27 protein-coding genes are annotated in these 25051 nt (G+C 62.1%); 9 read left to right on the top strand and 18 right to left on the bottom strand.

Annotated elements, in window-relative coordinates; all coding sequences use genetic code 11:
• Positions 1 to 76: 76 nt before the first annotated feature.
• Complete coding sequence (locus CEW89_RS16420) at positions 77 to 1219, bottom strand: alpha-D-ribose 1-methylphosphonate 5-triphosphate diphosphatase (protein ID WP_096806618.1); 1143 nt, start codon at positions 1217 to 1219, stop codon at positions 77 to 79.
• Positions 1220 to 1298: 79 nt separating this feature from the next.
• On the opposite strand from CEW89_RS16420, the gene CEW89_RS16415 reads away from it, so the two are divergent.
• A complete protein-coding gene (locus CEW89_RS16415) occupies positions 1299 to 1982 on the top strand; it encodes a DUF1045 domain-containing protein (RefSeq protein ID WP_096806617.1) in 684 nt (227 codons plus the stop codon).
• On the opposite strand, the gene phnN is transcribed toward CEW89_RS16415, so the two are convergent.
• From phnN to phnG, 8 genes are read right to left on the bottom strand one after another with little or no spacing between them, the layout of a single operon-like run.
• Positions 1964 to 2506, bottom strand: a complete 543-nt coding sequence (gene phnN, locus CEW89_RS16410) for a phosphonate metabolism protein/1,5-bisphosphokinase (PRPP-forming) PhnN (RefSeq protein ID WP_066701877.1) — start codon at positions 2504 to 2506, stop codon at positions 1964 to 1966. The two genes, CEW89_RS16415 and phnN, sit on opposite strands and share 19 nt — an antisense overlap.
• A 3-nt stretch (positions 2507 to 2509) precedes the next feature.
• A complete protein-coding gene (gene phnL / locus CEW89_RS16405; protein ID WP_066702177.1) occupies positions 2510 to 3193 on the bottom strand; it encodes a phosphonate C-P lyase system protein PhnL in 684 nt (227 codons plus the stop codon).
• Positions 3194 to 3227: 34 nt separating this feature from the next.
• Entirely contained in the window at positions 3228 to 4193 is a 966-nt protein-coding gene (locus CEW89_RS16400; RefSeq protein WP_096806616.1) for a CorA family divalent cation transporter, read from the bottom strand.
• Positions 4194 to 4196: 3 nt separating this feature from the next.
• Positions 4197 to 4967, bottom strand: a complete 771-nt coding sequence (gene phnK, locus CEW89_RS16395) for a phosphonate C-P lyase system protein PhnK (protein ID WP_096807278.1) — start codon at positions 4965 to 4967, stop codon at positions 4197 to 4199.
• 2 nt (positions 4968 to 4969) lie between these two features.
• On the bottom strand, positions 4970 to 5830 hold the full coding sequence (locus CEW89_RS16390; RefSeq protein ID WP_096806615.1) for an alpha-D-ribose 1-methylphosphonate 5-phosphate C-P-lyase PhnJ: 861 nt from the start codon (positions 5828 to 5830) through the stop codon (positions 4970 to 4972).
• On the bottom strand, positions 5827 to 6915 hold the full coding sequence (locus tag CEW89_RS16385) for a carbon-phosphorus lyase complex subunit (RefSeq protein ID WP_096806614.1): 1089 nt from the start codon (positions 6913 to 6915) through the stop codon (positions 5827 to 5829). Before CEW89_RS16385 ends, CEW89_RS16390 begins: the two co-directional genes overlap by 4 nt.
• The gene (phnH, locus tag CEW89_RS16380; RefSeq protein ID WP_096807277.1) at positions 6915 to 7484 is read right to left on the bottom strand and encodes a phosphonate C-P lyase system protein PhnH; all 570 of its coding nucleotides are present in this window, start codon (positions 7482 to 7484) and stop codon (positions 6915 to 6917) included. Before phnH ends, CEW89_RS16385 begins: the two co-directional genes overlap by 1 nt.
• A 14-nt stretch (positions 7485 to 7498) precedes the next feature.
• A complete protein-coding gene (gene phnG / locus CEW89_RS16375) occupies positions 7499 to 7966 on the bottom strand; it encodes a phosphonate C-P lyase system protein PhnG (protein ID WP_066702183.1) in 468 nt (155 codons plus the stop codon).
• Positions 7967 to 8103: 137 nt separating this feature from the next.
• Between phnG and phnF the strand changes: the two genes are divergently transcribed.
• Together phnF and CEW89_RS16365 are read left to right on the top strand one after the other, a co-directional pair.
• The gene (gene phnF, locus CEW89_RS16370) at positions 8104 to 8814 is read left to right on the top strand and encodes a phosphonate metabolism transcriptional regulator PhnF (RefSeq protein WP_066701886.1); all 711 of its coding nucleotides are present in this window, start codon (positions 8104 to 8106) and stop codon (positions 8812 to 8814) included.
• 128 nt (positions 8815 to 8942) lie between these two features.
• Positions 8943 to 10121: an alpha-D-ribose 1-methylphosphonate 5-triphosphate diphosphatase gene (locus CEW89_RS16365; protein ID WP_096806613.1), complete on the top strand. Its 1179-nt coding sequence runs from the start codon at positions 8943 to 8945 to the stop codon at positions 10119 to 10121.
• Position 10122: 1 nt separating this feature from the next.
• Here CEW89_RS16365 and CEW89_RS16360 read toward each other — a convergent pair whose 3' ends face one another.
• The 5 genes from CEW89_RS16360 to phnC all read right to left on the bottom strand — a co-directional run bounded on the left by CEW89_RS16360 (position 10123) and on the right by phnC (position 14902).
• Positions 10123 to 10737: an LbetaH domain-containing protein gene (locus CEW89_RS16360; protein WP_096806612.1), complete on the bottom strand. Its 615-nt coding sequence runs from the start codon at positions 10735 to 10737 to the stop codon at positions 10123 to 10125.
• Positions 10738 to 10849: 112 nt separating this feature from the next.
• Complete coding sequence (gene phnE, locus CEW89_RS16355) at positions 10850 to 12172, bottom strand: phosphonate ABC transporter, permease protein PhnE (protein WP_096806611.1); 1323 nt, start codon at positions 12170 to 12172, stop codon at positions 10850 to 10852.
• Positions 12169 to 13056, bottom strand: a complete 888-nt coding sequence (phnE, locus tag CEW89_RS16350; protein WP_096806610.1) for a phosphonate ABC transporter, permease protein PhnE — start codon at positions 13054 to 13056, stop codon at positions 12169 to 12171. Before phnE (CEW89_RS16350) ends, phnE (CEW89_RS16355) begins: the two co-directional genes overlap by 4 nt.
• Positions 13057 to 13118: 62 nt before the next feature.
• Positions 13119 to 14024, bottom strand: coding sequence for a phosphonate ABC transporter substrate-binding protein (gene phnD / locus CEW89_RS16345; RefSeq protein ID WP_096806609.1), 906 nt, complete (start codon positions 14022 to 14024; stop codon positions 13119 to 13121).
• 53 nt (positions 14025 to 14077) lie between these two features.
• Positions 14078 to 14902, bottom strand: coding sequence for a phosphonate ABC transporter ATP-binding protein (gene phnC / locus CEW89_RS16340; protein ID WP_066701904.1), 825 nt, complete (start codon positions 14900 to 14902; stop codon positions 14078 to 14080).
• 225 nt (positions 14903 to 15127) lie between these two features.
• Here phnC and CEW89_RS16335 point away from each other — a divergent pair, with 225 nt between their 5' ends.
• The 3 genes from CEW89_RS16335 to CEW89_RS16325 all read left to right on the top strand — a co-directional run bounded on the left by CEW89_RS16335 (position 15128) and on the right by CEW89_RS16325 (position 18244).
• Positions 15128 to 16186, top strand: coding sequence for an AbrB family transcriptional regulator (locus CEW89_RS16335; protein WP_244906090.1), 1059 nt, complete (start codon positions 15128 to 15130; stop codon positions 16184 to 16186).
• 132 nt (positions 16187 to 16318) lie between these two features.
• A complete protein-coding gene (locus CEW89_RS16330) occupies positions 16319 to 17332 on the top strand; it encodes a glycosyltransferase family 2 protein (protein WP_244906089.1) in 1014 nt (337 codons plus the stop codon).
• A gap of 6 nt (positions 17333 to 17338) precedes the next feature.
• Positions 17339 to 18244, top strand: a complete 906-nt coding sequence (locus CEW89_RS16325) for a hypothetical protein (RefSeq protein ID WP_096806607.1) — start codon at positions 17339 to 17341, stop codon at positions 18242 to 18244.
• A 12-nt stretch (positions 18245 to 18256) separates the two neighbouring features.
• On the opposite strand, the gene rpe is transcribed toward CEW89_RS16325, so the two are convergent.
• Positions 18257 to 18955 carry a ribulose-phosphate 3-epimerase gene (gene rpe / locus CEW89_RS16320; protein WP_096806606.1) on the bottom strand — a complete coding sequence of 233 codons (699 nt, stop codon included), beginning with the start codon at positions 18953 to 18955 and terminating at the stop codon, positions 18257 to 18259.
• A 185-nt stretch (positions 18956 to 19140) separates the two neighbouring features.
• Here rpe and CEW89_RS16315 point away from each other — a divergent pair, with 185 nt between their 5' ends.
• The 3 genes from CEW89_RS16315 to CEW89_RS16305 all read left to right on the top strand — a co-directional run bounded on the left by CEW89_RS16315 (position 19141) and on the right by CEW89_RS16305 (position 23445).
• Positions 19141 to 19983, top strand: a complete 843-nt coding sequence (locus tag CEW89_RS16315) for a helix-turn-helix domain-containing protein (protein ID WP_096806605.1) — start codon at positions 19141 to 19143, stop codon at positions 19981 to 19983.
• Between the two features lie 71 nt (positions 19984 to 20054).
• Positions 20055 to 21068 (top strand): deoxyribose-phosphate aldolase, encoded by a 1014-nt coding sequence (gene deoC / locus CEW89_RS16310; protein WP_096806604.1) that lies wholly within the window; start codon positions 20055 to 20057, stop codon positions 21066 to 21068.
• 46 nt (positions 21069 to 21114) lie between these two features.
• A complete protein-coding gene (locus CEW89_RS16305; RefSeq protein WP_096806603.1) occupies positions 21115 to 23445 on the top strand; it encodes an aldehyde dehydrogenase family protein in 2331 nt (776 codons plus the stop codon).
• Between the two features lie 36 nt (positions 23446 to 23481).
• Here the strand turns inward: CEW89_RS16305 and CEW89_RS16300 are convergent, their stop codons facing one another.
• The 3 genes from CEW89_RS16300 to CEW89_RS16290 are packed head-to-tail and all read right to left on the bottom strand — an operon-like array spanning position 23482 to position 24914.
• Positions 23482 to 24009, bottom strand: a complete 528-nt coding sequence (locus tag CEW89_RS16300; RefSeq protein WP_096806602.1) for a methyltransferase family protein — start codon at positions 24007 to 24009, stop codon at positions 23482 to 23484.
• The gene (locus CEW89_RS16295; RefSeq protein WP_066701921.1) at positions 24006 to 24638 is read right to left on the bottom strand and encodes a DUF1523 family protein; all 633 of its coding nucleotides are present in this window, start codon (positions 24636 to 24638) and stop codon (positions 24006 to 24008) included. Before CEW89_RS16295 ends, CEW89_RS16300 begins: the two co-directional genes overlap by 4 nt.
• A 9-nt stretch (positions 24639 to 24647) precedes the next feature.
• Positions 24648 to 24914 carry a hypothetical protein gene (locus CEW89_RS16290; RefSeq protein WP_096806601.1) on the bottom strand — a complete coding sequence of 89 codons (267 nt, stop codon included), beginning with the start codon at positions 24912 to 24914 and terminating at the stop codon, positions 24648 to 24650.
• Positions 24915 to 25051: the final 137 nt, after the last annotated feature.

The raw sequence follows: 25051 nt of genomic DNA, 5'->3' as shown, positions 1-25051 counted from the left end.
ATGCAAACGGGCACACCGAAATGACAAAAAAGGCAAGGTGGAAACACCCTGCCCCTGTTTCACATCGCCAGAGCGCTCAGCCGACCTGACGCCCGTGCGACCAGACGCCTCGAATCACCGGCATTCCTTCGATCCGCGCGATGCGCACCAGATCGGCATGAAGCCCCGGCGCGATGCGTCCGCGATCCGAGAGCCCCACCGCCTCGGCAGGGTTCGCTGTGACGGTGGCGATGGCGCGCGGGATGTCGTCCCACAAATCCGCCAGAAGCATCGCCGAAGACATCAGCGCCGAGGGCACATAGTCCGAAGACACGATGTCCAAAAGCCCCCGCTCTGCCAGCTCATGCGCCGCGACATTGCCCGAGTGCGACCCGCCCCGAATCAGGTTCGGCGCGCCCATCATCGCGGCGATGCCGTGGAGTTTGCAGGCCTGCGCCGCCTCAATCGTGGTCGGGAATTCCGCCACACGCACGCCATGCTGACGCGAGACCTCGACATGCTCCGCCGTGGTGTCGTCATGGCTGGCCAGAACCGCGCCATAGCGTTTCGCTTCGGCCACGGCCGCCGCCTCGTGGCGCACGGCATAGGTGTCGCGCAGTTCGTAGAGGTGGTTCACATGGTCGTCGAACTCGGCATTCGACATGCCGCGTTTCTTTTGCACATAGTCGCGCAGCTTTTCGATGTCGCGAAACTGCCGCTGCCCCGGCGTGTGATCCATCAAGGACACGAGACCCACCCGATCCTCCGGACCGAACTCGGCCATCTCAGCCTCCAAGGTCTCCGAACAAATCTCTGCCCTGAGATGCAGGAAATGGCTGATCTTCAAAGCGCCGAGATCGCGCAGATGCATCACCTCGCGCGACAGGTTGCGCGCGTATTTGCCATAGCCCGCATCGCCGCGCGTATGGATCGACCCCACGCGCATCGCATCGAACACCGTGGTGATCCCGACCGAAGCCAGTTCGGCGTCATGGGCGATGATCGCCGCCTGATGCGGCCAGTCGACCTTGGGACGCGGTTCGATATGACGCTCAAGATTGTCGGTGTGCAGCTCGATCAAACCAGGGATCACCATATCGCCCCCCGCATCAATCGCGCCCACGACAGACGTGCCGCCCGCGCTCACATCGGCAATCTTGCCATTCTCGACACGCAGGGTACCCTGGATCACCTCCGTCTCCAAAACGATCCGTGCATTGGTCAAAGTAAAGTCGGTCATCACATCGTCCTTGTCAGCGGCGTCTGCCTGCCCGATCTATGTCACACGGATGTGACAGGGACCGGGTAGGAGCAACGCCATGGATGAATTCAAAAGATACGCGGTCTATTACGCCCCCGCTCCGGGGCCGTTTGCCGAATTTTGCGCCCATTGGCTGGGCTGGGATGCGTTTGAGGGCATCGAGTTGCCGCACCCCGCAATCGAGGGCCTGCCCGCGCCGATCCGCGAGATCACCGAAGCCCCGCGCAAATACGGGTTTCATGGCACGCTCAAGCCACCGTTTCGCCTGACCGGCACGCGCGCCGAATTGATGGCCGATCTCGCGGGGTTTGCCGCCGTCCATAAGCCCATCGAGATGGAGGGGCTGGCGCTCACCCGCATCGGCGGGTTTTTCGCGCTCACCCCCGTGGGCGATCTGACGCCCTTGGAATTTCTTGCAGGCGAAATCGTCGCCACGCTCGATCCGCATCGCGCGCAGCCTTCTGAGACCGAACTGGCGCGTCGCCGGTCGGCGGGGCTTTCGGAGCGGCAGAACGCGCTTTTGACGCAATGGGGCTATCCCTATGTGATGGAGGAATTCAAATTCCACCTCACGCTGACCGGCAAGCTTTCCATCGAAGAGGCCGAAGCCGTCAAAGCCGCGCTGGAGCCTGCGCTCGCGCCGCTTCTGCCCCACCCCTTCCGCATCGAGGATCTGTGCCTCTTCGGGGAGGCGGAGGATGGCCGGTTTCATCTTTTGCACCGCTATACGCTTTCGGGCTGAAGCGCCGCGAGGAATGCGTCCACCGCCGCGTCCAGCGCTCCGTCATTGTTGATACGCCGCACCGGCAGACCCGGCGCGATGTCATAGCCCGCGCGCGCCAGACGTTTTTCAATCTCCGCCCGGCTTTCTCGCCCGCGCGCCGCGAGCCGACTGGTCAAAACCTCCGGCGAAGCGGTGATCAGCAGGACGCCCATATTGGGATAAAGCGCATAGGCCTCCGGCAGGATCGCGCGCGAACCGTTAAAAAGCACATCGCGCCCTTCGCTCAGCGCCGCATCAATCGAGATCGGCACACCGTATTTCAGCCCATGCGCCTCCCAATGGAGCGCGAAGTCTCCGGCCGCGACACGCCGGTCAAATTCCTCGACTGTGACGCCTTCGAAATCTTCCCCGCCCGCCTCTGTGGGACGGGTGATCACGCGTTTCGCCACGGCGAGATCGCCACGCCGCTCAAGCGCCGCTTCGATCAACGTATCCTTGCCCACGCCGGACGGCCCGACCACGGCATAAAGACGCCCGACCACGGCTCAGGCCGCCTTCGCAGGCGTAAAGGCCGAAACATTGATCTCCCGATCTGCGACCCGTTCACGGGCCGGAGCATCGTGGAAAATCCCGATGATCGCCGCCCCGCGCGCTTTGGCCTCTTCGATCAGCGACAGAACCGTTTCGCGATTGGTCGCATCGAGAGAGGCGGTCGGTTCATCCAACAGCATCGCCGGATAGTCATGGGCAAAACCGCGCGCGATGTTCACGCGCTGCTGCTCACCGCCCGAGAATGTCGTAGGCGACAGGCCCCAGAGCGTTTCGGGGATATTGAGCCGGGACAGAAGATCGCGCGCCTTGGCAAAGGCCACCTCTTTATCGACACCAACGGTCAGGAGCGGCTCCGCCACCACCTCCAATGTGGGCACACGCGGCACGACGCGCAGGAATTGCGAGACATAGCCCAAAGTTGCCCGGCGCAGCGCGATGATCTCGCGCGGCTCGGCGGTGGCGACATCCGTCTCGCCCACCCAGATATGCCCGGAGGCCGAGAGGTAATTGCCGTAAATCATCCGCATCAGCGTCGACTTGCCCGCCCCCGAATTGCCCGTGAGCGCCACGCATTCGCCGGGCATGACATCGAACGTCGCCCCCTGCATGACGGGGATCACGGCGCTGCCCTGATTGTGCAGGGTGAAGGATTTCGAGACGTCTTCAATCCGGATCATCGGACGCGTTTGGGGCAGCGTTTGGGTCATGGGATTACAGCCAGTTTTTCCATTTCGAGAGAAGATAAGTCCCCAGCGCCGAACCGAACATCAGCGCCGAGGCGATGAGATAGCCATGCGGATGTTCAAGGCCGGGGATGAAGGGAAAGTTCATGCCATAGACAGACGCGACCAGCGTCGGCGGCAGGAACAGAACCGCCACAACCGACAGAATGCGGCTTGTGTCGCTTTGCTCCAAATTGATGAGGCCGAGCACAACATCGGTAAGCTGAGCGATCCGCCCTGAGAGGAAATCGCCATGCACGGTGAGCGCCTGACAATCCTTGACCTGCGCCTTGAGGATCGTGGTCAGCCCCTTGTCCTTGTCCTCGACAAGACCCAACCCAAAGCTCGACAAAGCCCGCTCGACGGTCAAAAGCGCATGCCGGTATTTCGCCACCTGCTCGCTTTGTTTGCCCAGCGCCCGAAGCGCATCGGCCAATTCATCGCCGCGCGGTTCGGGGTCGCGGAAGGCGATATGCGATTGCTGATCGAGCGCCACGCCAACGCCTTCCATCAGGTCGGCGATGCGGGCGATGATCTCTTCGATCAGGCTCAGAAACACCCGCCTTCGCCCGGCATAGCCTGCGCTCGATTGCGCGGCGTGCGCCGCAAAGGTCTCGAAGGGGCGCGGCGTATGATAGCGCACCGTAAACAACCGCTCCGGCGTGATCAGAAAGGCAACGGGGCCGAAAGACGGCTCCTTGTTGCGGTCGAGCCCCGGCAGAACGATGGTCAACACCTCGGTGTCGCCATCGCGATAAAGCCGGTTCGACACCTCGATCTCCTGCATATCCGCAAGCGTCGGCACGGAAATCCCAAGCGCCTCCACAGCCGCAACCTGCGCCGGTTGCGGGCTGAGCAGATCAATCCACAGCGCCGCGGACAGGTGCCCGGTCGGATCGCCCTCCGGGGGCAATCTCTCAAGGCCTGTCTCAGTGGGTCGATAGGCGAAAATCATGTGTCACACCTGCAAAACAGAGGACACAAGAAGCTGGGTATAGGCATGTTGCGGGTCATCGAGCACCTGATCGGTCAGGCCATGTTCCACGACATGGCCGGATTTCATAACCATCAGACGATCCGCCAAAAGACGAACAACAGCAAGGTCATGAGTGACGATGATCGCCGACAATCCCATTTCCCGTACAAGCCCCCGAAGGAGGTCGAGCAGGCGCGCCTGCACCGAGACGTCCAAGCCCCCGGTCGGCTCGTCCATAAAGACAAGCCGCGGCCCCGTCACAAGGTTCCGCGCGATTTGCAGGCGCTGCTGCATCCCGCCGGAAAACGCGCTGGGTTTGTCGTCCACCCGGTCCTCATTGATCTCGACCCGGTCCAGCCAGTCGATGGCCTGCGTGCGGATATTGCCGTAATGCCGCGCGCCGATCGCCATGAGCCGCTCGCCGACATTGCCGCCCGCAGAGACCCCCATGCGCAGCCCGTCGCGCGCGTGTTGATGGACAAAGGCCCAATCCGTGCGCGACAGCATCCGGCGTTCGGGTTCGGACATGGTGAGCGTGTCGACCATGCCTCGGTCACGGGTGTCGAACAGAACCTGCCCGCTGTCGGGCGGCAAGTGCCCCGCCATACAGTTCAAAAGCGTCGATTTGCCGGAGCCGGATTCGCCCACGATGCCCATCACCTCGCCGGGGTAGAGATCGAAGGACACATCGGTGCAGCCGATCCGACCGCCGTAGGTTTTGCGGATGTCTTTGACGGAAAGAAGCGGTTGGATCGTCATTCTGCGGCCTCCGGGGACAAGCGCCCGCGATGGCCCATGGCCTGCCGCTCGGCGCAATAATCGGTGTCGGAACAGACGAACATCCGCCCGCCATCATCGTCGATGATCACCTCATCGAGATAGGTGTGCTCCGCTCCGCAGAGATCGCAGGGATGGTTGGCTTTTGAGGGATCAAACGGATGATCTTCGAAATCGAGACTGACGACCTTGGTGTAAGGCGGCACGGCGTAGATGCGTTGTTCGCGCCCGGCGCCAAAGAGTTGAATCGCCGCCATTTCCATCTTCGGATTGTCGAATTTCGGGATCGGCGACGGGTCCATCACATAGCGCCCTTCGACCTTCACCGGATAGGCGTAGGAGGTGGCGATATGGCCGTGTTTGGCGATGTCTTCGTAAAGCTTCACATGCATCAGCCCGTATTCTTCGAGCGCATGCATCTTGCGCGTCTCGGTCTCGCGCGGCTCCAGAAAACGCAGCGGTTCCGGGATCGGCACCTGATAGACGAGGATCTGCCCCTCTTTGAGCGGCTCCTCGGGAATGCGGTGACGGGTCTGAATGACCGTCGCTTCGCGGGTTTTTTCGGTCACCGCGATCTCGGCGGTCTTCTCGAAAAACTTGCGGATCGAGACGGCATTGGTCGTGTCATCCGCGCCCTGGTCGATCACCTTTAGTGTATCTTCTGGCATCAAACAGGCGGCAGAGACCTGCACGCCCCCCGTCCCCCAACCGTAAGGCATCGGCATTTCGCGCGAGGCAAACGGCACCTGATAGCCCGGCACAGCAATCCCTTTCAGGATCGCGCGGCGGATCATCCGTTTGGTTTGCTCGTCGAGATAGGCGAAATTGTAGTCGCTCATTCTGCCGCCTCTTTCGCACTTGCGCTCGCGATCTCCGCGCGCATTTTTCGGACCAGTTCCATTTCGGATTGAAAATCCACATAGTGTGGCAATTTGATATGTTCGAGAAATCCGGTCGCCTGAATGTTGTCACAATGATACAGGACGAATTCCTCGTCATGCGCAGGCGAGTTCGAGACCTCGACGCCCAGCTCCTTCGAGCGCAGCGAGCGGTCGACCAGCGCCATGGAAATCGCCTTGCGCTCCGTCTGACCAAAGGTCAGCCCATAGCCGCGCGTGAACTGCGGCGGCTCGACTTTCGAGCCTGCGAATTTGTTCACGGTTTCGCATTCGGTCAACTCGACCTCACCAATCTCGATGGCAAAGCCCAGTTCGGGGATGTCCATCTCGACCGCCACCTTGCCGATGCGCAGCTCGCCCACAAACGCATGGCTGTTGCCGTAGCCGCGCTGGGTGGAATAGGCCATCGACAGGATGAACCCCTCATCGCCACGGGTCAGCGCCTGCAACCGCAGCGCGCGGTTGGCGGGCAATTCCAGAGGCTCGCGGGTCAGGTCCGGCGGAGTGTCTTCCCCCTCGGCTTCGGTCTGGATCAGGCCTTCCTTGTTCAGAAAAGACGTCACATGCGGGGTCGGCTCAATCCGGGGCTCAGCCTCGACGGCCTCCGGCACCTCGCCCTCCGCCATCAATTTGAAATTCAGCAAGCGGTGCGTGTAATCGAAGGTCGGGCCAAGCACCTGCCCGCCCGGCACGTCCTTGAACGTCGCCGACACCCGCCGGTCACAAGCCATTTTGTCGGTCTCCACCGGGTGCGAATGACCGATGCGCGGCAGGGTCGTCCGGTAGGCGCGAATGAGGAAAATCGCTTCAATCAGATCGCCGCGCGATTGCTTGATCGCCAGAGCGGCCAGATCGGGATCGTAAAGCGAGCCTTCGGTCATCACCCGATTGACGGCCAGCGCCAGCTGTTCACGGATTTGCGGCACGGTGAGTTCCGCAACCGTCACATCGCCCCGGCGCTCTTCGGCCAACCAAGCATGCGCATTATCGATGGCGCGCTCGCCCCCTTTGACGGCAACATACATCAGTTGGCCTCCACTTTGGTTGAGCGCGGCAGACCTGCGATCTGCGTGCCCGAGGTGAAATAGAAATCGAGGCCCAGCGGAAAGAGCATGGCGTTCTTCTGAAACGGTTCCAGCGCGGGCAAAGAGAGGCTGGCCGTGGTTTCAATCCCCGGCCCCGTGAGCTGCGCACCGTCCTGAGACAACGTCTCCATTTCGACGATCAGCGTCGTCGACCGGTCAGGATATTCCGCCGTGCCGATGGGGAAAACTGTCACTGGCTGCAACGCATCCCAAGTGCCCAGCGCGAACATGGCTTTCGCGGGGCCGACGATGGGCGCGCCGATTTGAAAGGCGATCCAGTCGCGGATTTCCCGCGTGTCGTGCGCCCCCATCAGGCAGAGCGGGGTTTCCGGGTCGCAAAGCGTCAGCAAAAGGCTCGCCGCCGCTTCGGACACAGGCGCAGGCGCTTGGCCGCCCTTGATCCCATGCAGCGTGCCGGGGCGCGCGAGAGCCTCCAAAGCGGCGCGAAAGGCACGTGCGGCGTCTTGCGGCGGGGTCTCGAAAGCACCGATCAGACTTTGTTCACTCATCTGTCTTGCCGGCATCAGTCCTCTCCCCGGACCATCGTAAAGAAATCCACTTTCGTCGCAGCGGCTTTCGCGGCGCGTGCGCTACGGGCCGCGACCTGAGCCGCTTCCAACGGTGCCAGAACGGCCTCTCGCACCGCTTCGGCCCGCGCCCCTTGCATCAGCGCATCGACCAGCGCCGCCTGCTCCGCCTGCCGCTTGTCACGCCCTTGCGCATAGCCATGGCCGACTTCGCCCGTTGCCAGCCGCAGAGAGCATCGCGTCACAGTCATTTCGCCCAGATTGAACGGCGCGCCCGTGCCGCCCATACGCCCGCGCACCATGACACCGCCCACTTCGGGACGCCGCAGCCACTCAAAACCGGGAAGATCGGCCATCTCGACCATCCGTTCAGCCAAAAGCGCGGCGTCGGATTTGGCCAAAAGCCCCATCCACGCCTTGCGCGCCTTCTGGTCCGGGGAGAGTGCAGTTTCGGGTTTGCCCATCGCCGCCACCTTTCTCATCTAGTCTCATCTAGACAGCTTGCGGAGTTGTCTAAAATACTATACAACTAGACAAATCATTGCCGATCCCTCGCGTCTCGGCAAGGGAAAAATCGTGAAATTTTGGTGACGAAACGCTCATGCCACGCACACCGGTCTGGAAATCCATCGCCGAAACCCTCTCCGAGGAAATCGCCAAGGGGCATTATCGCCCCGGCGACAAGCTCCCCACCGAAGCGGAGCTTTCGGCACGATTCGGAGTTAATCGCCATACGGTACGCCATGCGCTTTCCGATCTCACAGAACGCGGCATCACCCGCTCGCGGCGCGGTGCGGGCGTGTTCGTCCAGAGCGCGCCGGTGGACTATCCCATCGGCAGGCGCGTGCGATTTCATCAGAATATCCGTGCCACAGGCCGCCTGCCGCACAAGACGGTGCTGCGCATCGAAACCCGTCCCTGCGATACGAAAGAGGCCATGGCGCTCGACCTTGCTCCCGGGGCAGAGGTTCTGGTTTACGAGGGCCTGTCCCTGTCGGGCGACGCCCCCGTGGCGCATTTCATCTCGATCTTTCCCGCTGCCCGACTGCCCGGCCTCACGGAGGCCTTGCGTGAGATCAGCTCGGTCACCGCCGCACTCGCCTCCATCGGGATCGAGGATTACCTGCGGTCCGAAACCCGCGTCAGCGCCGAACGCGCCACTGCGACACAGGCGTTGCATCTTGGCCTGCGCGAAGGCGATCCGCTTCTGCGCACGGTTAGCCTCAACACCACGCCTGACGGCATCCCCATCGAACGTGGCATCACATGGTTCGCCGGAGATCACGTCACGCTCATCGTCACACCGGACTGACACACCGGACCGGCGTAACGGCCGGACTGTCATCCCGAGCGTGTCGAAACGTCATCTGCGCGATACAAAACACAGGTATTTCAACCTGAAATGGTAAAATGCCACTCTTCGTATCGCAGGTAATTCCGATGTCCGTACTTCCGCCCCTGAGCTTTTCCGGTGCATCCGTCCTGATCGACGGCGCGTTTCACGCCGCACCGCTCTCGATTGCCGAAGGGCGGATTACCCAAGGTGCCTTCCCGGAAGTGGACCTGAGCGGTTATCTGATCCTGCCCGGCATCGTCGACCTGCATGGCGACGCCTTCGAACGCCATATCGCACCACGCCCGCGCGCGCCCTTTCCCATTCGCACCGGGCTCGCCTCCGCCGCCCGAGATGCCGCGGCTCATGGTGTGACAACGGCCTGGTTCGCACAATGCTGGTCCTGGGAGGGCGGGTTGCGCGGCCCCGATTATGCCGAAGAATTGCTCGCAGAGATGCAGGCCTTCGAGGCCCATGCCCCCATCGACATCCGCCTGCAAATCCGCTGCGAAACCCATATGATCGACAGCCGTGAACGGCTTTTGTCGGCGATCCGGCGGTTTGGTGTCGACTATGTGGTATTCAACAACCACCTGCCCGAAGCCATCGAGATCGCCAAGAAGGAGCCGCTGGAATTCGCAGCCTGGGCGAAACGCGGCGGTCGCACGCCCGAACAGTTCATCAAGGTGCTGCGCGAGGCCAAGGACCGCAAACCCGAAGTGCCGCGTCACCTCTGCGCTCTAGCCAAGGCCTTCGACACACTCGGCGTGCTCTACGGCAGCCACGACGACCCCGATGCGGAAACCCGCGAGGAATTCCGCGCGCTGGGCGCGCATATCGCGGAATTCCCGATCTCGGAAAAGGCTGCCGCTGCGGCCAAGGCGATGGGCGATCCGGTCCTGATGGGCGCGCCGAACGTGGCGCGTGGCGGCTCTCAGGCAGGCAATATTTCAGCACAGAAACTGATCGAACGCGGGCTCTGCGATGCGCTGGTGTCCGATTATCACTATCCGACGCTGACCACCGCCGCCTGGACCCTTGTCGACAAGGGCGTGAAGGATCTGGCGCGGGCTTGGGCGCTGATCTCGACCAACCCGGCGCGGATCATGAAACTGAAGGATCGCGGCACGCTGAGCCCGGGCAAACGCGCCGATGTCGTGGTGATCAACGCGGAGACCCGTGAGATCGAAGTCACCATCTCCGGCGGGCGCATCGCCTATCTGAGCGGTCGGGCCGGGCAACGGCTGGCGTCTGTGGGCAGCGAGCTGCGCCTCGCCGCAGAATAGCTCACTCGTATTTTTCGAGGAAGGCTTCGGCCTCAAGCGCGCGAAAATCGCCAAGCGCCGCGCGCAGCCGGGCATGATCCCAATCCCACCAGCCGAGCGCCTGCATCCGCTCGGCAATGCCGTCCGGATAGCGCGGGCGCATCGGCACAGAAGGCACGCCCGCGACGATCATGTAAGGCGGCACATCCTTGGTCACCACCGCGCCGGACGCCACGATGGCCCCATTCCCGATGGTCACTTCCGGCTTGATGACCGCCCCGTGGCCAATCCATGTGTCATGGCCGATCACCGTGCGCCGCGCCGCACGGGCCTCGAAAAACGCGGCATCGTCCTCCGTGTCGTCCCAGTAATAGGACGAGCGATAGAGAAAGTGATGCAGCGAAGCGTTGCGATAGGGATGATCCGTCGGGCCGATGCGGGTGAAGGCGGCGATATTGGCGAATTTGCCAATCGTGGTGTTGGCAATATCGGAATATTGCTCGCAATAGGAGTAATCTCCGAGGCTCGAATTCAAAACCCGCGCGCCCTTGCCTACCTCGCAATAGGCCCCGAAGGTAGAATTCCGGACCTCCGCCTCTTCGTGCAGAAAGACTTCGGTCGCGCTCAGTTTCGGCATGTGTCACCTGTTGATATGTCGGATCGCCTCCGGCTGGAGTATTTCGAGCACAAAGGAAACCCGGACACAAATCCTGTTTCCACAACTCCCGTTTCCTTTGTGCCGAAAATACTCAGTCGCCCTTGATCAGCTTGCGCCGCAGCCAGCCGGAGAAACTGTCCATCGCCATGACCAGAAGCACCACGAGAACGATGTAATAGCTGACCTCTTCCCAGTCCTTCTGGGTGATCATCGCCTGTGTCAGCAAAAGCCCGATGCCGCCGCCGGTGATCGCGCCGATGATGGTGGCGGAGCGGGTATTCGATTCGAGGAAATACAGCACCTGCGAGAGAAGCACGGGCACGATTTGCGGGATCACCCCGAAGCGGTAGCGTTGCAGCGGTTTCGCGCCGGTGGAAGCGACCCCTTCGATTTGTTTCTCATCGACGTTCTCTAACGCTTCGGAGAACAGCTTGCCGAAAGAACCCGTGTCGGTGAAGAGGATCGCCAAAGCGCCGGTCAGAGGACCGGGGCCGAAGGCCCGGGACAGGAGGATGGTCCAGATCAGCCCGTCGACCCCGCGCAGGAAGTCGAAGAGACGGCGTGCCGCCATGCGGATCGCCACCAGCGGCGCGAAATTGCGCGCGGCGAGGAAAGCCAGCGGCAGGGCAATAATGGCTGCGCCGAAAGTGCCGAGGAAGGCCATGAGCACGGTTTCGAACAGCGCCCATGCGGTATCGCCATGCCGCCAGATCGCGTTGTTCCAGAAATCCTGCCAAGCGCCCGTCAGGTTCGAACGCGACGGGTCGATGCGCGCACCGAAAAGGACGTCTGAAATGCTGTGACCGTAATACGGGCTTTCCAGCGTGAACCAGAACAGCTCCCAGCCGAATTCATAGACGAAGACCTCGGTGCGGGCTTTGGTCAGCGACAGGCGCGCGGCATCGGTGGTCACCATGAGGCGCGTGTTGGAATAGGAAATCCAGTCGGGCAGCGCGGCAGGATCGAGATTGATCGTCACGCCTTCGGCCCGGCTTTGCGTCGCTTCGATCACCCCAAACCCGGGCACGTCATAGCGCACCACATCGCCCGCGATTTCGATGGTGCCGCCATCGTCGAGCGTGATCGCTGCGGCGTCTTCGCCGAGCTTGACCCAAGCGGGATAGTTCGTGGCGTCATAGGTGCCCTTGCGTTCCCCCTCGACCGCGACCTCGATCTCGCCGGTGCGGTTGTTGCGCTCGACATGGGTCTTGTAGCTATAGGTGTCGGACACCAGCGTCACCGCATTGTCCCACCGCATCCGACCGGCCAGCCCCGCCAGATCGAAGGCGAAGAAAATATAAACGAAATAGGCCAGCGCAATGAGCGGCAGAGCGAAGGCGAGCACGCGCTTGCGGGCGATCAACGCCTTGGCGCGGGCGTGCATGTCAACGGGCGTGTTGGCAGCGAAGTTCATTGCGCGGCTCCTTTTTTCGGCCCTTTCATCGAGCCATGCGTCAGACGATTGCGCACCACGGAGGACATCTGGTCAAAGAACACGATGGTCAGGAACAGAAGGATAAAAACGGCGGCGGCCTCATCAAACTTGCCCTGCCCCCAAGAGATCGCGTTCTTAAGTTCGTAGCCAATGCCGCCCGCGCCGACAAAACCAAGGATCGCGGAGGCACGGATGTTGATTTCGAAGCGCAGCAAAGCATAGGAAAACCAGTTTGGCGCGACCTGCGGCACGAGGCCCAGCATCATGCGCTGCGGCCATGTCGCGCCGACGGAAGCGAGCCCTTCGAGCGGTTTCTGATCGGCATTTTCGTTCACTTCGGAAAACAGCTTGCCCAGCGCGCCGACGGTGTGAAAGGCGATGGCAATGGCCGCGGGCACCGGCCCACCACCCAGAACGAAGATCAGCACAAGCGCGATCACGATCTCCGGGATCGCCCGCATCAGGTCCATCACCCGGCGAAACAGCGGAATGAGACGCGGCCAAGGCGCAAGCCCATGGGTCGAGAACAACGACAACACAATCGCCCCGCAGGCGCCGGTGAGCGTCGCCACGGCGGCAATGTTGATGGTCTCGATGAGAGCCGGGATCGCATCGCGCAGATGCCCCGGCAGGTTCGCGCGTTTCTGCCAAGCCTCGGCAACCACATCGGCAGGAAAATCGAAAATATGCGGCAGACCGGGCAGGAAGCCACCCGCATTTCGGTCATTGGCGATGCCGAACCCGCTTGCCAGAAGAAGGACGAAAACCAGAAGCATGATGCCGCCATAGAGGCGACGCTGACGGGTAAGCGCCATGTAATGGGCGCGGGTCGCGTCCAGCGTGTTGGCGGTGAAATCGGCCATGTTCGGAAGTCCTTCGGGAAAAGACCCCGCGCCAAAAGCGCAGGGTCCAATGTCAGATCGGCTTAGTTCGACGCGGCGAGACGGGCGGCGACGATGGAGGTGTAGGCCTCATGGGTGATCGGGTCGAAACCGAGGCTCTCACCGGCGGCCACACCATAGGCGCAATCCGGATCGACTTCGTTCAGGCCGTCGACCAGAGCGGTCATCGTCGCCTTGACATCGGCGGGCAGCGCCTTGCGCAGCACGACCGGGCCTTCCGGGATCGGCTTGGAGCGCCAGATTTCCACGAGATCGTTCATATCGACGAGACCGGCGTCCACGGCCTTGCGCAGCGCACCGTTGTTGTACCCGTCTTCCCAGGCGCCCTGACCGTCGGCCCAGGTCACACCGGCGTCGATGTCGCCATTGTTCACCGCAACGATGGTCTGTTCGTGACCGCCGGTGAATTTCACCTCACCGAAATACTGACCGGATTCCATGGTGATACCGTCTTTGTACTGCGGGATCTCGACGGAGGGGATCAGGTAGCCGGAGGTGGAGTTCGGATCGCCGAAGCCGAAGGATTTGCCAGCCATATCGTCGAGCGAGGTGATGCCGCTGTCCTTCCGGGCAAAGCCGATGGAATGATAGCCGTAGGAGCCATCGAGGTTGATCTTCACCAGAACCGGTTCAACGGCTTCCGGGTCCTGGATGTAGACCCCGGCGTAGGAGGAGGCACCGAGCCAGGCCATGTCGATGGTGCCGCCCAGAAGGCCCTGCATCACACCGTTGTAGTCGGCCGGAGCAAAAAGTTTCACCGGAACGCCCAGAGCCTCTTCGGCATAGGCGCGCAGGCATTCGTTGGAATTCAGACGGTCCTGAGCGTTTTCGCCGCCCAGCAGACCGATGTTGAATTCCTTGATCTCCTGAGCCTGAGCGGCACCGACAAGCGCGGTGGTGGTCAGAACGGCAGCAAGCAGTTTTTTCATCATTCTCTCCAGTTGATGGACCCGCATGAGTTCGGTTGGTGCGGGTGAAAGGGTCAGACAGTAACCTTTGCGAGACGGCGCTCCACCGCCTCGACATCCTCGTGATCACGGATTTCGGTCGAGGTGGCGGCCTCCGAAAAATCGGCCCCCGCCCCGTAAATATCGCGCGCAACGCCTGTGGTGAGCTGGGCGGGTGTGCCGTCGAACACCACGCGCCCGTCGCGCATGCCGATGATGCGGTCGCAATAGCGCCGTGCGGTGTCGAGCGTGTGAAGGTTCGCGATCACCATGCGTCCGTCCTCGTCATGGATGCGTCTGAGCGCCTCCATCACGGTCTGGGCATTCATCGGATCAAGCGAGGCGATGGGCTCATCGGCGAGGATCACCTTGGGATCCTGCATCAGCGCACGCGCGATGGCGACGCGCTGTTGCTGACCGCCCGAAAGCGCCTCGGCGCGTTTTTCGGCATGTTCGGAAATGCCAAGGCGACCGAGAATGTCGATCGCCTTGTGAATGTCTTCTTCGGGATAGAGGTTGAACATGGTCGCCAATGTGGAGCGACGACCGAGCGTGCCATGCAACACGTTGGACACCACATCCATGCGCGGCACGAGGTTGAACTGTTGAAAGATCATCGCGCAATCGGATTGCCACTGACGCTTCTCCGCCCCCTTGAGCGACAGCACATTGCGCCCCTCGAACAGCAATTCGCCCTCGGAGGCATCGGTCAGCCGGTTCATCATCCGCAGGAAGGTCGATTTCCCCGCCCCGGAGCGCCCGATAATACCGATCATCATCGACCGGTCGATCTGAAAGCTGACCTTGTCCACGGCCGCTTTGGTGCCGAACCGTTTCGTCAGGCTCTTCACTTCGAGCATATCCGCCCCCTCTTTTTCGCTGGCGGCGATAAAGCACAGGGAGTGCATCCCTTCTGTGACGCGAGGGAAAAAGATTTGTGACAGGGAACGAGACGTCGTCCTCTACAAGACGCGCGACAATCGCCCGCGCAAGACTTGTGCACAATTCCCACGGACCTGTGGGTTGCCCCATCGCAATGGCCTTGTATGTTGGCGCGACAAATTGCCCCCTCAGGACCCCACCCCTTGCCCGATCTGCCCGCCCCGAAACGCCTGTTGCTCATCCTCATGACGCTGATGATCGGCGCGGCTGCGGGCACCGGATTCTATCTGGCACATATGCCGTTGCCCTGGATGCTCGGGCCGATGCTGGTGATCTTCGTCTTCGTGATGGCGGGCGCGCCGCTGGAAGCCCCGAACCAGCTCCGCCCCATCGTCATCCCGGTGATCGGCGTCATGCTCGGATCGAGCTTCGACACCGACACCTTCCAGAACCTCAGCCGCTGGGCGCTCTCGCTGGCGGGGCTCTCGGTCTATATCGCGCTGTCCGCGGCCCTCGTCGTACCCTTCTACATCAAGGTCGGCCGTCTCGACCCGATCACCGCGTTTTTCTCCGCCATGCCCGGCGGGCTCAACGAGATGACCGTCATCGGTGGCGCTCTGGGGGGCGACGAAAAGCGGATCATTCTGGCCCATGCCGGGCGGATTGTGGTGACGATCTCGATCATCGCGCTCTATTTCCGGGTGTTCCTTGGCTACGAGGTCACCGGCATCACGCTCAAAAGCGACGGGCCAGAGATCACCCTCATGAGTGCTGCGATTCTTCTGGCCTGTGCCGTGGTGGGCGCCTGGGGCGGCGCCAAACTGCGCCTGCCTGCGCCGGGACTGCTGGGACCGATGATCCTGTCAGGTGCGGCGCATATGACCGGGCTGACCCATTCCTCGCCCCCCGCCCTTCTGGTGATTGCCGCACAGGTGATCCTTGGCACCTCCATGGGCTGTCGCTTTCGCGGTGCGCGCCCCGCGCTGGTGTTCGGCACACTGGCGCTGACGCTGGGCGGCACGCTCGTGACCATGGCCCTGTCCCTCGGCTTTGCGGTCGGGTTGCATCAGCTCTTCGGCCAGACCACGGAGCAGGTCCTGCTCGCCTATGCCCCGGGGGGCCTGACGGAGATGTCGCTCGTCGCCCTCGCGATGCATGCCGAGGTGGCCTATATCTCGCTCCACCATCTGGTGCGGATCGTCATTCTCGTGGCCATCGCGCCGACGCTTTTGTCCCGCATCGCCGGGCGTCTCGGCTATTGAACCCACAGGCCGGTCACCCCGCCCTGCGCTTGACTCAGCCTGAGCTGTGTGAGACCAACGCAACACTGTAAAAGCCGGACGGAACTGTGCAAAAACACGTCACCTCTCCGGCACATGACAGGTAGGTTGGGTTTGAACACACTCGCGATCACATGCATCCGGGACGAGGGGCCTTGGCTTCTCGACTGGATCGCCCATCACAGGGCCGCCGGGTTCTCGCATTTCCTCATCGCTTCGCATGATCTTTCGGACCGCTCGGATGCCCTGCTGGATGCGCTCGACCAGGCTGGCGTCGTCACTCATTTGTCGTTTCAGCCCGACGGCGAGAAATCCGTTCAATGGCAGGCGATGAAACTCCTGTCCAAACATCCGCTCTACAAGGCCGCCGATCTGGCGATGTTTTTCGACGTCGACGAATATCTGGTACTTGAGGACGGACTGAGCCTTGACGCTCTCCTGCCCGAGGGGTTCGATGCCGTGCCGTTGCGTTGGCATCTCTTCGGCAACAGCGGCATCGGGTCATGGGACGACCGCCCCGTCACCGAGCGCTTCACCATGGCCGCCCCCGACGAGATCGCCCTGCCGCTGGCGCATTTCTTTAAGACGCTCCACCGCCCCGCGGCCTTCAAGGGACTTGGTGTGCATCGTCCGAAACCGCTCAAGGACCGGCCCGCGCGCTGGATTGGGGCCAATGGCAAAGCGATGCCAGAGGCCTTTGCCGAGCAAAGCGCAAGGATCAATCTTTTCGGCCTGCCACAGGATGGCGCGCGCGCCTGGCTCAACCACTATTCCGTGCGTTCCATCGAGGAATTCGTGCTGAAATCCGCGCGCGGCCTGCCCAATCACATGCTCAAACCAATCGGCCCCGGCTATTGGGCCGAACGCAATTTCAACAGCGAGGAAGACCGTCGCATTGCCGCCATGCGCCCCGGGGCCGAAGCCGCACACGCCGAGTTGGCCGTTTTCGAAGCGCTCCATGCCGACACCGTCGCGCATCACCGCGCCCGGCTCAAGGCCCTGACCGCAGAGCGTCCGGTGGTCGAGATGATGTGGCAGTTGACACTTCTGGCCGGCTCCACCCCACCGGGACCAACGCAGCTCGCGGCCCATCTCGCCCGCCTCAAGGCCCTCGCGCAGGATCATTGAGCCGCCATGGAACGCCCGACACAGGTCACCTTCCATATCGGCGTGCAATTCAGCACAGGCCGCGACATTCTCCTGAGCGCCAAGGCGAATGCGAATCTGTTGCGCGCCCGCGACATTTCACTGCCGCCCATCCGAAAGGCCCGCAAGATCATCGACGAGACACTCAGACGTCTCGACGGCATGCCGCCAATCCCGGAGGAGCAGGACGCTTTGCTCGCAGAACTGACCGCCCCCGGCAAGGTGGCGCATCTGGTGCTGGACGACGACCTGCGCGCCGGCTCCTTGCGCGATCTCTTCACCGGGCCCGTGCTTTACAACGGCATCGAGAGCCGTATCGCACCGGTCGCCGAGCTGTTTTCGAATACGTCGTTCCGGCTCTCTCTGGCGCTGATCAATCCGGTGGTTTTCCTGGATCGCGCCCTTGCCTCGGGGAACGCGATCCGCACGGTCCGGAGCTTTGTCGAAGCCACCGATCCCGCACGGCTGAGCTGGCGCGAGATGGTGCAGCGTCTGCGCCACACCATGCCGGAGGTGCCACTGACGCTCTGGTGCGACGAAGATGCACCGCTGATCTGGCCGCGGGTCTTGCGCCACCTTTTCGCGCTGCCACAAGATGCGAAGCTGGAGGCCCGGCTCCAGCCGCTTAAACCGTTGCTCGAACCGGAGGGTCTCACGCGGCTTCGTGCCTATCTGGCGAAATTTCCGCCGGAGACCGACGCTCAGTATGAGCGGGTCATCCTGTTGTTTCTCGACAAATACGGCATCGAAGACGCACTGTCGCCGCGCTGTGACATTCCCGGCTGGGACAGCGCCAGGATCGCGGAGGTCACGGCGCGTTACGAGGACGACATTGCTGCGCTGGCGCAGGACGAGGGCATCACCCTGATCCTGCCGGACACGCCACTCGCCTGAGCGACGCGACTTTTAGCGCGCGGCCTCGGCTGCGGCGCGGATCGCGCGGATGTTCTCGCCGTAAGGTACCGGGTTGATCACGGAACCACCCTTGAACACGGCAGAGCCCGCCACCAGCGCATCGGCCCCCGCCGCCGTCATCAGCGGGGCGGTGGTCGGGTCGATGCCGCCGTCGATCTCGATATGGATCGGGCGATCGCCGATCATGGCGCGCAGTTCCTTCACCTTGTCGATCTGGGAATGGATGAATTTCTGACCGCCGAACCCGGGGTTCACCGTCATCACACAGATCAGATCGACCATGTCGAGCAGGTACTCGACACTCTCGGCGGGCGTGCCCGGGTTGAGCGCGACACCGGCTTTCATCCCCGCGCCCCGGATCGCCTGAAGCGTGCGGTGGATATGCGGTCCGGCCTCGACATGGGCGGAGAGAATATCGGCACCCGCATCGGCAAAGGCGTCGATATAGGGATCGACAGGGGCGATCATCAGGTGCACGTCCATCACCGTCTTGATATGCGGGCGGATCGCCTTGCACATCGCCGGGCCGAAGGTCAGGTTCGGCACGAAATGCCCGTCCATGACATCGACATGGATCCAATCCGCGCCATGCGCCTCGACGGCCTGAATTTCACGTCCGAAATCGGCGAAATCGGCGGCGAGGATGGAGGGCGCGATCTTGATGGAACGGTCAAAGCTCTGGGCGGTCATCTTGCGAATCCTTGGTCTTTGCGGGGTTGGCCTGCTCTATCCGATGCGCCGCGCGCTGTCACGCGCTCGCGACTGCCCCAGAATGTGGCAAATCGCACCCGACGTCACGTATTTCTGTCCTTATTTATGTCCTTGCTCCATATAAAATGTGAGAATCAGCCGTTTTCCTATGGTAAGCTGTGCACATGCTCACGACGTCATTGCATCAGGCCGACATTCTGTCCAAAGGGGAAGACTACCACTTTTCCCGAAGCGTTCTCTCAAGGACGCGACCGAAAGCCTTACACGATCAGGACTATTACGAACTGTTCTGGCTCCACAACGGGCGGGCGCGTCTGGTGACGGAGGCCACGCGTCTGGCGTTGAGCGAGGGTGATCTGGTGTTCATCTCTCCCGGCCTGCCCCACGCGCTTCAGGGACAGGGCGAAGAAAGCCATATCGTCAACCTCATCCTGCGGCGCAAACGGGTTCGGGAGCTGATCGAACGCTTCCCCGAAGTGAGCCAATATTTCCCCGGCGCCGGCGCCATCCCCGTACAGGTGCGCCGCGACATTCGCCAGATGGCCCAGCTTTCGACCGCCGCCAAGACGCTGGAGGCCTCGCCCCGCACCGCGCTTTTCCTCGAAGCCTTCCTGCTGCCGCTGATCGCCGGTCTTGCGCTCGAAGCCAGGGAGACGACCGAAGCCATGCCGCTCTGGCTGTCCGACGCGCTTGTGCGGGTCGAGGAGCCTGCGGTATTCCGCGACGGCGCTGCCGGGCTCGTCGCGCAATGCGGCAAGGCCCATGCCCATGTCGCCCGCACGATGCAGAATTGCCTCGGCCAGACGCCCTCCGATTATGTCAACCGGTTGCGCATGGATTATGCCGCGCGCCGCCTCAAGGGCACCCCCGACAGCCTGGCGGAAATCGCCACCGACATCGGCCTGCAGAACATGAGCCATTTCCATCGGCTGTTCCGGGCGCGGTTCGGCATGACGCCGCGGCAATATCGAGTGAAATATCAAAAAGGCGTGGTGCAACCGGTTTGACCGATTGGTCAATGATTGCCAAGGCGCGTCGTCCGTGCGAGCTTGCGCCCAAGTGAAAACGGAGCTTTTCGATGAGCACGACCGACCTATCCGTCCCCACCGCCGGTGCGGACACCGAAACCGCCCATCTGCCGCAGGTCCACGAACCGCGCAATCCCGGCATGGAGCTGGACCTCGACATCGTCGAACGCCAGCGGGTGAACACCTCCGCTGTCGAGCGGCGCTGTGCCACCCTGCCCGGACGTCGGTCAGTGAAAAAAGACCACCAAGCCGCGTGGCTGTTGAAAGCGATCACCATGATCGACCTCACAACGCTGGCGGGCGACGACACGGCGGGCCGCGTGCGGCGTCTTTGCGCCAAAGCCGCCCATCCGGTACGCGCCGACATTCTGGACGCCATGGGCATGCCCGCGATCACGACGGGCGCTGTCTGTGTCTATCACGATATGGTCGAAACGGCGGTCGAGGCGCTGGACGGCACGGGAATCCCGGTTGCAGCGGTCTCGACCGGTTTCCCGGCGGGGCTCTCGCCCTATCACTTGCGGGTCAAGGAGATTGAGGAAAGCGTCAAAGCGGGGGCGAAGGAGATCGACATCGTGATCTCGCGGCGTCACGTTTTGACCGGCAACTGGCAAGCGCTTTACAACGAGATGCGCGAGTTCCGCGCCACCTGCGGTGAGGCGCATGTGAAAGCCATTCTCGCGACCGGCGAGCTGGGGTCTTTGCGCAATGTCGCGAAAGCCTCGCAAGTTTGCATGATGGCCGGCGCGGATTTCATCAAGACCTCGACCGGCAAGGAAAGCGTCAATGCCACCCTGCCTGTTTCGCTCGTGATGATCCGGGCCGTGCGCGACTATTACGCCCGCACCGGCTATCGCATCGGCTACAAACCGGCGGGCGGGATTTCCAAGGCGAAGGATGCCCTCGTCTACCTGTCGCTGATCAAGGAAGAGCTGGGCGATCATTGGCTCTCGCCGCATCTGTTCCGCTTCGGCGCGTCGTCTTTGTTGGGCGACATTGAGCGGCAGTTGGAACACCATGTGACCGGGCAGTACTCGGCCTCATGGCGGCATGCGATTGGGTGAGGTCGGACATGAGTATTTTTGCCAAGAAGAAGCAGGGGCGCGGGCAATGAGCGTGAAAGAGATTTTCGACACGATGGACTATGGCACGGCGCCCGAAAGTGCGGCGGAGGCTCTGGCCTGGCTGGTGGATGGTGGTGATCGGTTCGGGTTGTTCATTGGTGGCAAGATGACGGATCCGGGCGCGGTGTTCGAGGCGAAGAACCCGGCCACAGGCGAGGTTCTGGCGCATCTCACACAGGCGACCGAGGCCGATGTGGAGGCGGCTGTCACCGCCGCGCGCAAGGCGCAGAGCAAATGGGCGAAGGACAGCAAAGCGCGGGCCAAGGTGCTCTATGCGCTGGCGCGTCTGGTGCAGAAACACGCGCGGCTCTTTGCCGTGTTGGAGACCTTGGATAACGGCAAGCCGATCCGCGAGAGCCGCGACATCGACGTGGCTCTGGTGGCGCGGCATTTCTATTACCACGCGGGCATGGCGCAGCTCATGGACGAAGAACTGCCGGGGCGCGAGGCGCTTGGCGTGTGCGGTCAGATCATCCCGTGGAACTTTCCGCTTTTGATGCTGGCGTGGAAGGTCGCGCCCGCGATTGCGATGGGCAACACGGTGGTGTTGAAACCGGCGGAATATACCTCGCTGACCGCGTTGCTCTTTGCGCAGATTTGCCAAGAGGCGGGTGTGCCAAAAGGCGTCGTCAACATCGTGACCGGCGACGGCGCGGTGGGCGAGATGATCGTGACACATCCGGGCCTGGACAAGATCGCCTTTACCGGATCGACCACCGTGGGCCGCCGCATTCGCGAGGCGACTGCCGGATCGGGCAAGTCGTTGACGCTCGAACTGGGTGGCAAATCGCCCTACATCGTCTTTGAGGATGCCGATATCGACAGCGCCATCGAAGGGCTGGTCGATGCGATTTTCTTCAATCAGGGGCAGGTCTGCTGCGCCGGGTCGCGTTTGCTCGTTCAGGAAGGCATTGCCGAGGATTTCCACGCGCGGCTTGTCGCGCGGATGGGAAATCTGCGGATCGGCAATCCTTTGGACAAGAGCATCGACGTCGGCGCCATCGTCGATCCCGTTCAGTTACAGCGGATCGAAAGCCTCGTGGCCAAGGGCGGCGCGGAAGGCACCGTGCATCAACCCGTGAAGGCGCCGGAAGGCTGTTTCTACCCGCCGACTTTGGTGTCGGGGCTGGAGCCCTCGTCGCTCTTGATGCAGGAAGAAATCTTTGGGCCGGTGCTCGTCTCCACCACCTTCCGCACGCCCGCCGAGGCGGTGCAGGTGGCGAACAACACGCGCTATGGCTTGGCGGCCTCGGTCTGGACCGAAAACGTCAATCTGGCGTTGGATATTGCGCCGAAACTGGTCGCGGGTGTCGTCTGGGTCAACGGGTCGAACATGTTCGATGCCGCGGCCGGATTTGGCGGTGTGCGCGAGAGCGGTTTTGGCCGCGAAGGTGGTTGGGAAGGGCTGATGGCCTACACCAAACCTGCGGGCAAAGCCACGCTGGTGAAGCCCGCAAAGGCGCATATGAAGCCGGATGACGTCGAGGTTCTCGGCCTTGATCGCACCGCAAAGCTCTACATCGGCGGCAAACAGGCGCGGCCGGATGGCGGCTATTCTCAGGCGATCTACTCGCCCAAAGGCAAACTGTTGGGCCATAGCTCGATTGCCAGCCGCAAGGACATTCGCAACGCCGTCGAGGCCGCACAAGGCGCCAAAGGCTGGGCCAAAGCGACCGCCCACAACCGCGCGCAGGTGCTGTATTTCATCGGCGAAAATCTCTCGGCCCGCGCCGATGAATTCGCCACGCGCATCCGCGATCTGACGGGTACGACCGAAGCGAAAGCACAGGCCGAAGTGGCGGAGGCGATCGACACGCTCTTCACCTATGCCGCGTGGTGCGACAAGTTGGACGGGGCCGCGAAACCTGTGCCGATGCGCGGCGTAGCTTTGGCGATGAACGAACCCGTCGGCGTGATCGGCGCGTTCTGTGACGACCGGCCTCTTGCCGGACTGATCGAGGTGATCGCGCCTGCGATTGCCATGGGCAACCGGGTGATTGCCGTGGCCTCCGAGGCCTATCCTCTGGCCGCGACGGATTTCTATCAGGTGCTCGACACCTCCGACGTGCCCGCAGGTGTAGTCAACATCCTGACCGGGTCGCACGCGGAGCTGGCGAAAACCATGGCCGGGCATATGGATGTCGAGGCGGTGTGGAGTTTTTCCTCCGCCGAGATTTCCGCTGTGATCGAGAAAGAGAGCGCCGGGAATTTGAAACGTACCTGGGTGAACAACGGTCTAAGCCGGACTTACCCAGCGCGGGACTGGTTGGCGCAGGCGACCGAGGTCAAGACGATCTGGGTGCCTTACGGCGAATAAGGAAAGGGGCCGCAAGGCCCCTTTTTACATCCGCTTTCAGACCCGTCCAATCCAGCGCGGCGTTTTCTCGGAATAGCGCCGCCAATCGGCATTCTGGCCCAGAACGACCTCTTCGGAGCGCACCTGCATCACCGCAGAGGCGGTCATGATCGCGGCGGCCACGGCCATCGGCAGACCCACGAGCGGCGTCAAAAACCAACTGAGCGCGATTTGCCCGACAAAGACCGGATTGCGCGACAGGCGAAACGGCCCGCCGGTGACGATCTCGCCGATCGCGCCATCCTTGGTGCCGATACGCCAGGAGCGGCCCATACAGGCCTGCGCATAGAGCGCGAAAGCGGCAGAGACAGCCGCAGGCACGATCCAGATCGGCGCGCCGCCTGCCCGTGTCACCACAGGCCAAAGCACAAGGATCGCAAACGCGATGCGAAAGCCCCAAGCCGCCCCGGCTTGGCCGGCGTCAAACAGCCAAAGCTTTTGCCCGCTGCGTCGCGCCAGCGCCGCCGTCAGCGCCAGAAACCCGGCGACATAGCCCGCGCTCACCAGCCAGGCGACAAAACTCACCTGCGGAACCAGCGTTTGACCTTGTCCACCGCGCTGTCCTTTTTCTCGTCGGCCAACTCGAGAACGTCCTCCACATCCTCGACCAGCGGCTCGATGGTGCGTTCGCGGAACTGCTGCCACATGCGGTAGATCGTGATCAGGAAAACGGCAATGAGCGTCAGGATGATGATATTCGTCCAGGGAATGATCGTCGTATCCGGCCCGGACACCGGTTTGATCCCGACGGCATTCGGGAAGATCGACAACACCTGCGAGCGCCAGCCGTAATGGGTCACCGAAACCCACGCGGGCGCGTTCTTGGTCGAGATGGCATCGCTCGCCTCGGTCGCAAGATTGGCCGTGTCGAATTTGAAATAGGGCGGCCAGCCCCAGCCGGTGTCCTCGTTGCGATAAACGATGGTCTTGCCGGAGGGGCGCACCGCCTGGATGAATTGCACGTCGCGGCTCTGCATCGTCGCCGTGCCATTGTCCGGCCCCTGCCAGAAGATCGAGGTCCAGCCGGAAATATCCTGCCGTTCCTGATAGGTATTCACAATCCGCACGATGTCATGCTGCGGCAGGGTGTAATGGAAGAACCCTCCGACAAAGAGCACGATCAGGGCGATCAGGGTCCATTTCACATAGCGCATCGCGGGGCCTCACATAAAATTCGTCACGTAGAAGATCGCGGCAAAGACGACCAGGGGCAGGATATAGACCAGCAGCAAGAGCTTTGGCCGGAAGGAGCGTTCATACTCCCGCATCCCCTCCTCCACATAATCCTCGCGCGCGCCAATGGAACCCTCTTTCTCCCAATCGTCTTCAAGACGCTCGCGGGTGAGCGAGCGCAGGTAGATGCCCAAAAGCATGTAGAGCGCCGTCAGGAGGACGAGGCCGATCACGAGAAAACGCAGGAATCCCAACATGGTTTGGCCTCAGGACTGAAACACACCGCCCATTCTAGCGGCGTTGCGGCACAAGTGCGAGGTGGTTTCATGTCTCACATACCCTCTTGTTTTGAGCTTCCGCCCCCATTCTTCCCCTTGCCCGACTCCCGAAGAGC

Origin of the sequence: Celeribacter ethanolicus (assembly GCF_002407265.1) — a bacterium.
Lineage (GTDB): Bacteria > Pseudomonadota > Alphaproteobacteria > Rhodobacterales > Rhodobacteraceae > Celeribacter > Celeribacter ethanolicus.
This window is presented reverse-complemented; position numbering and strand designations above follow the sequence as displayed.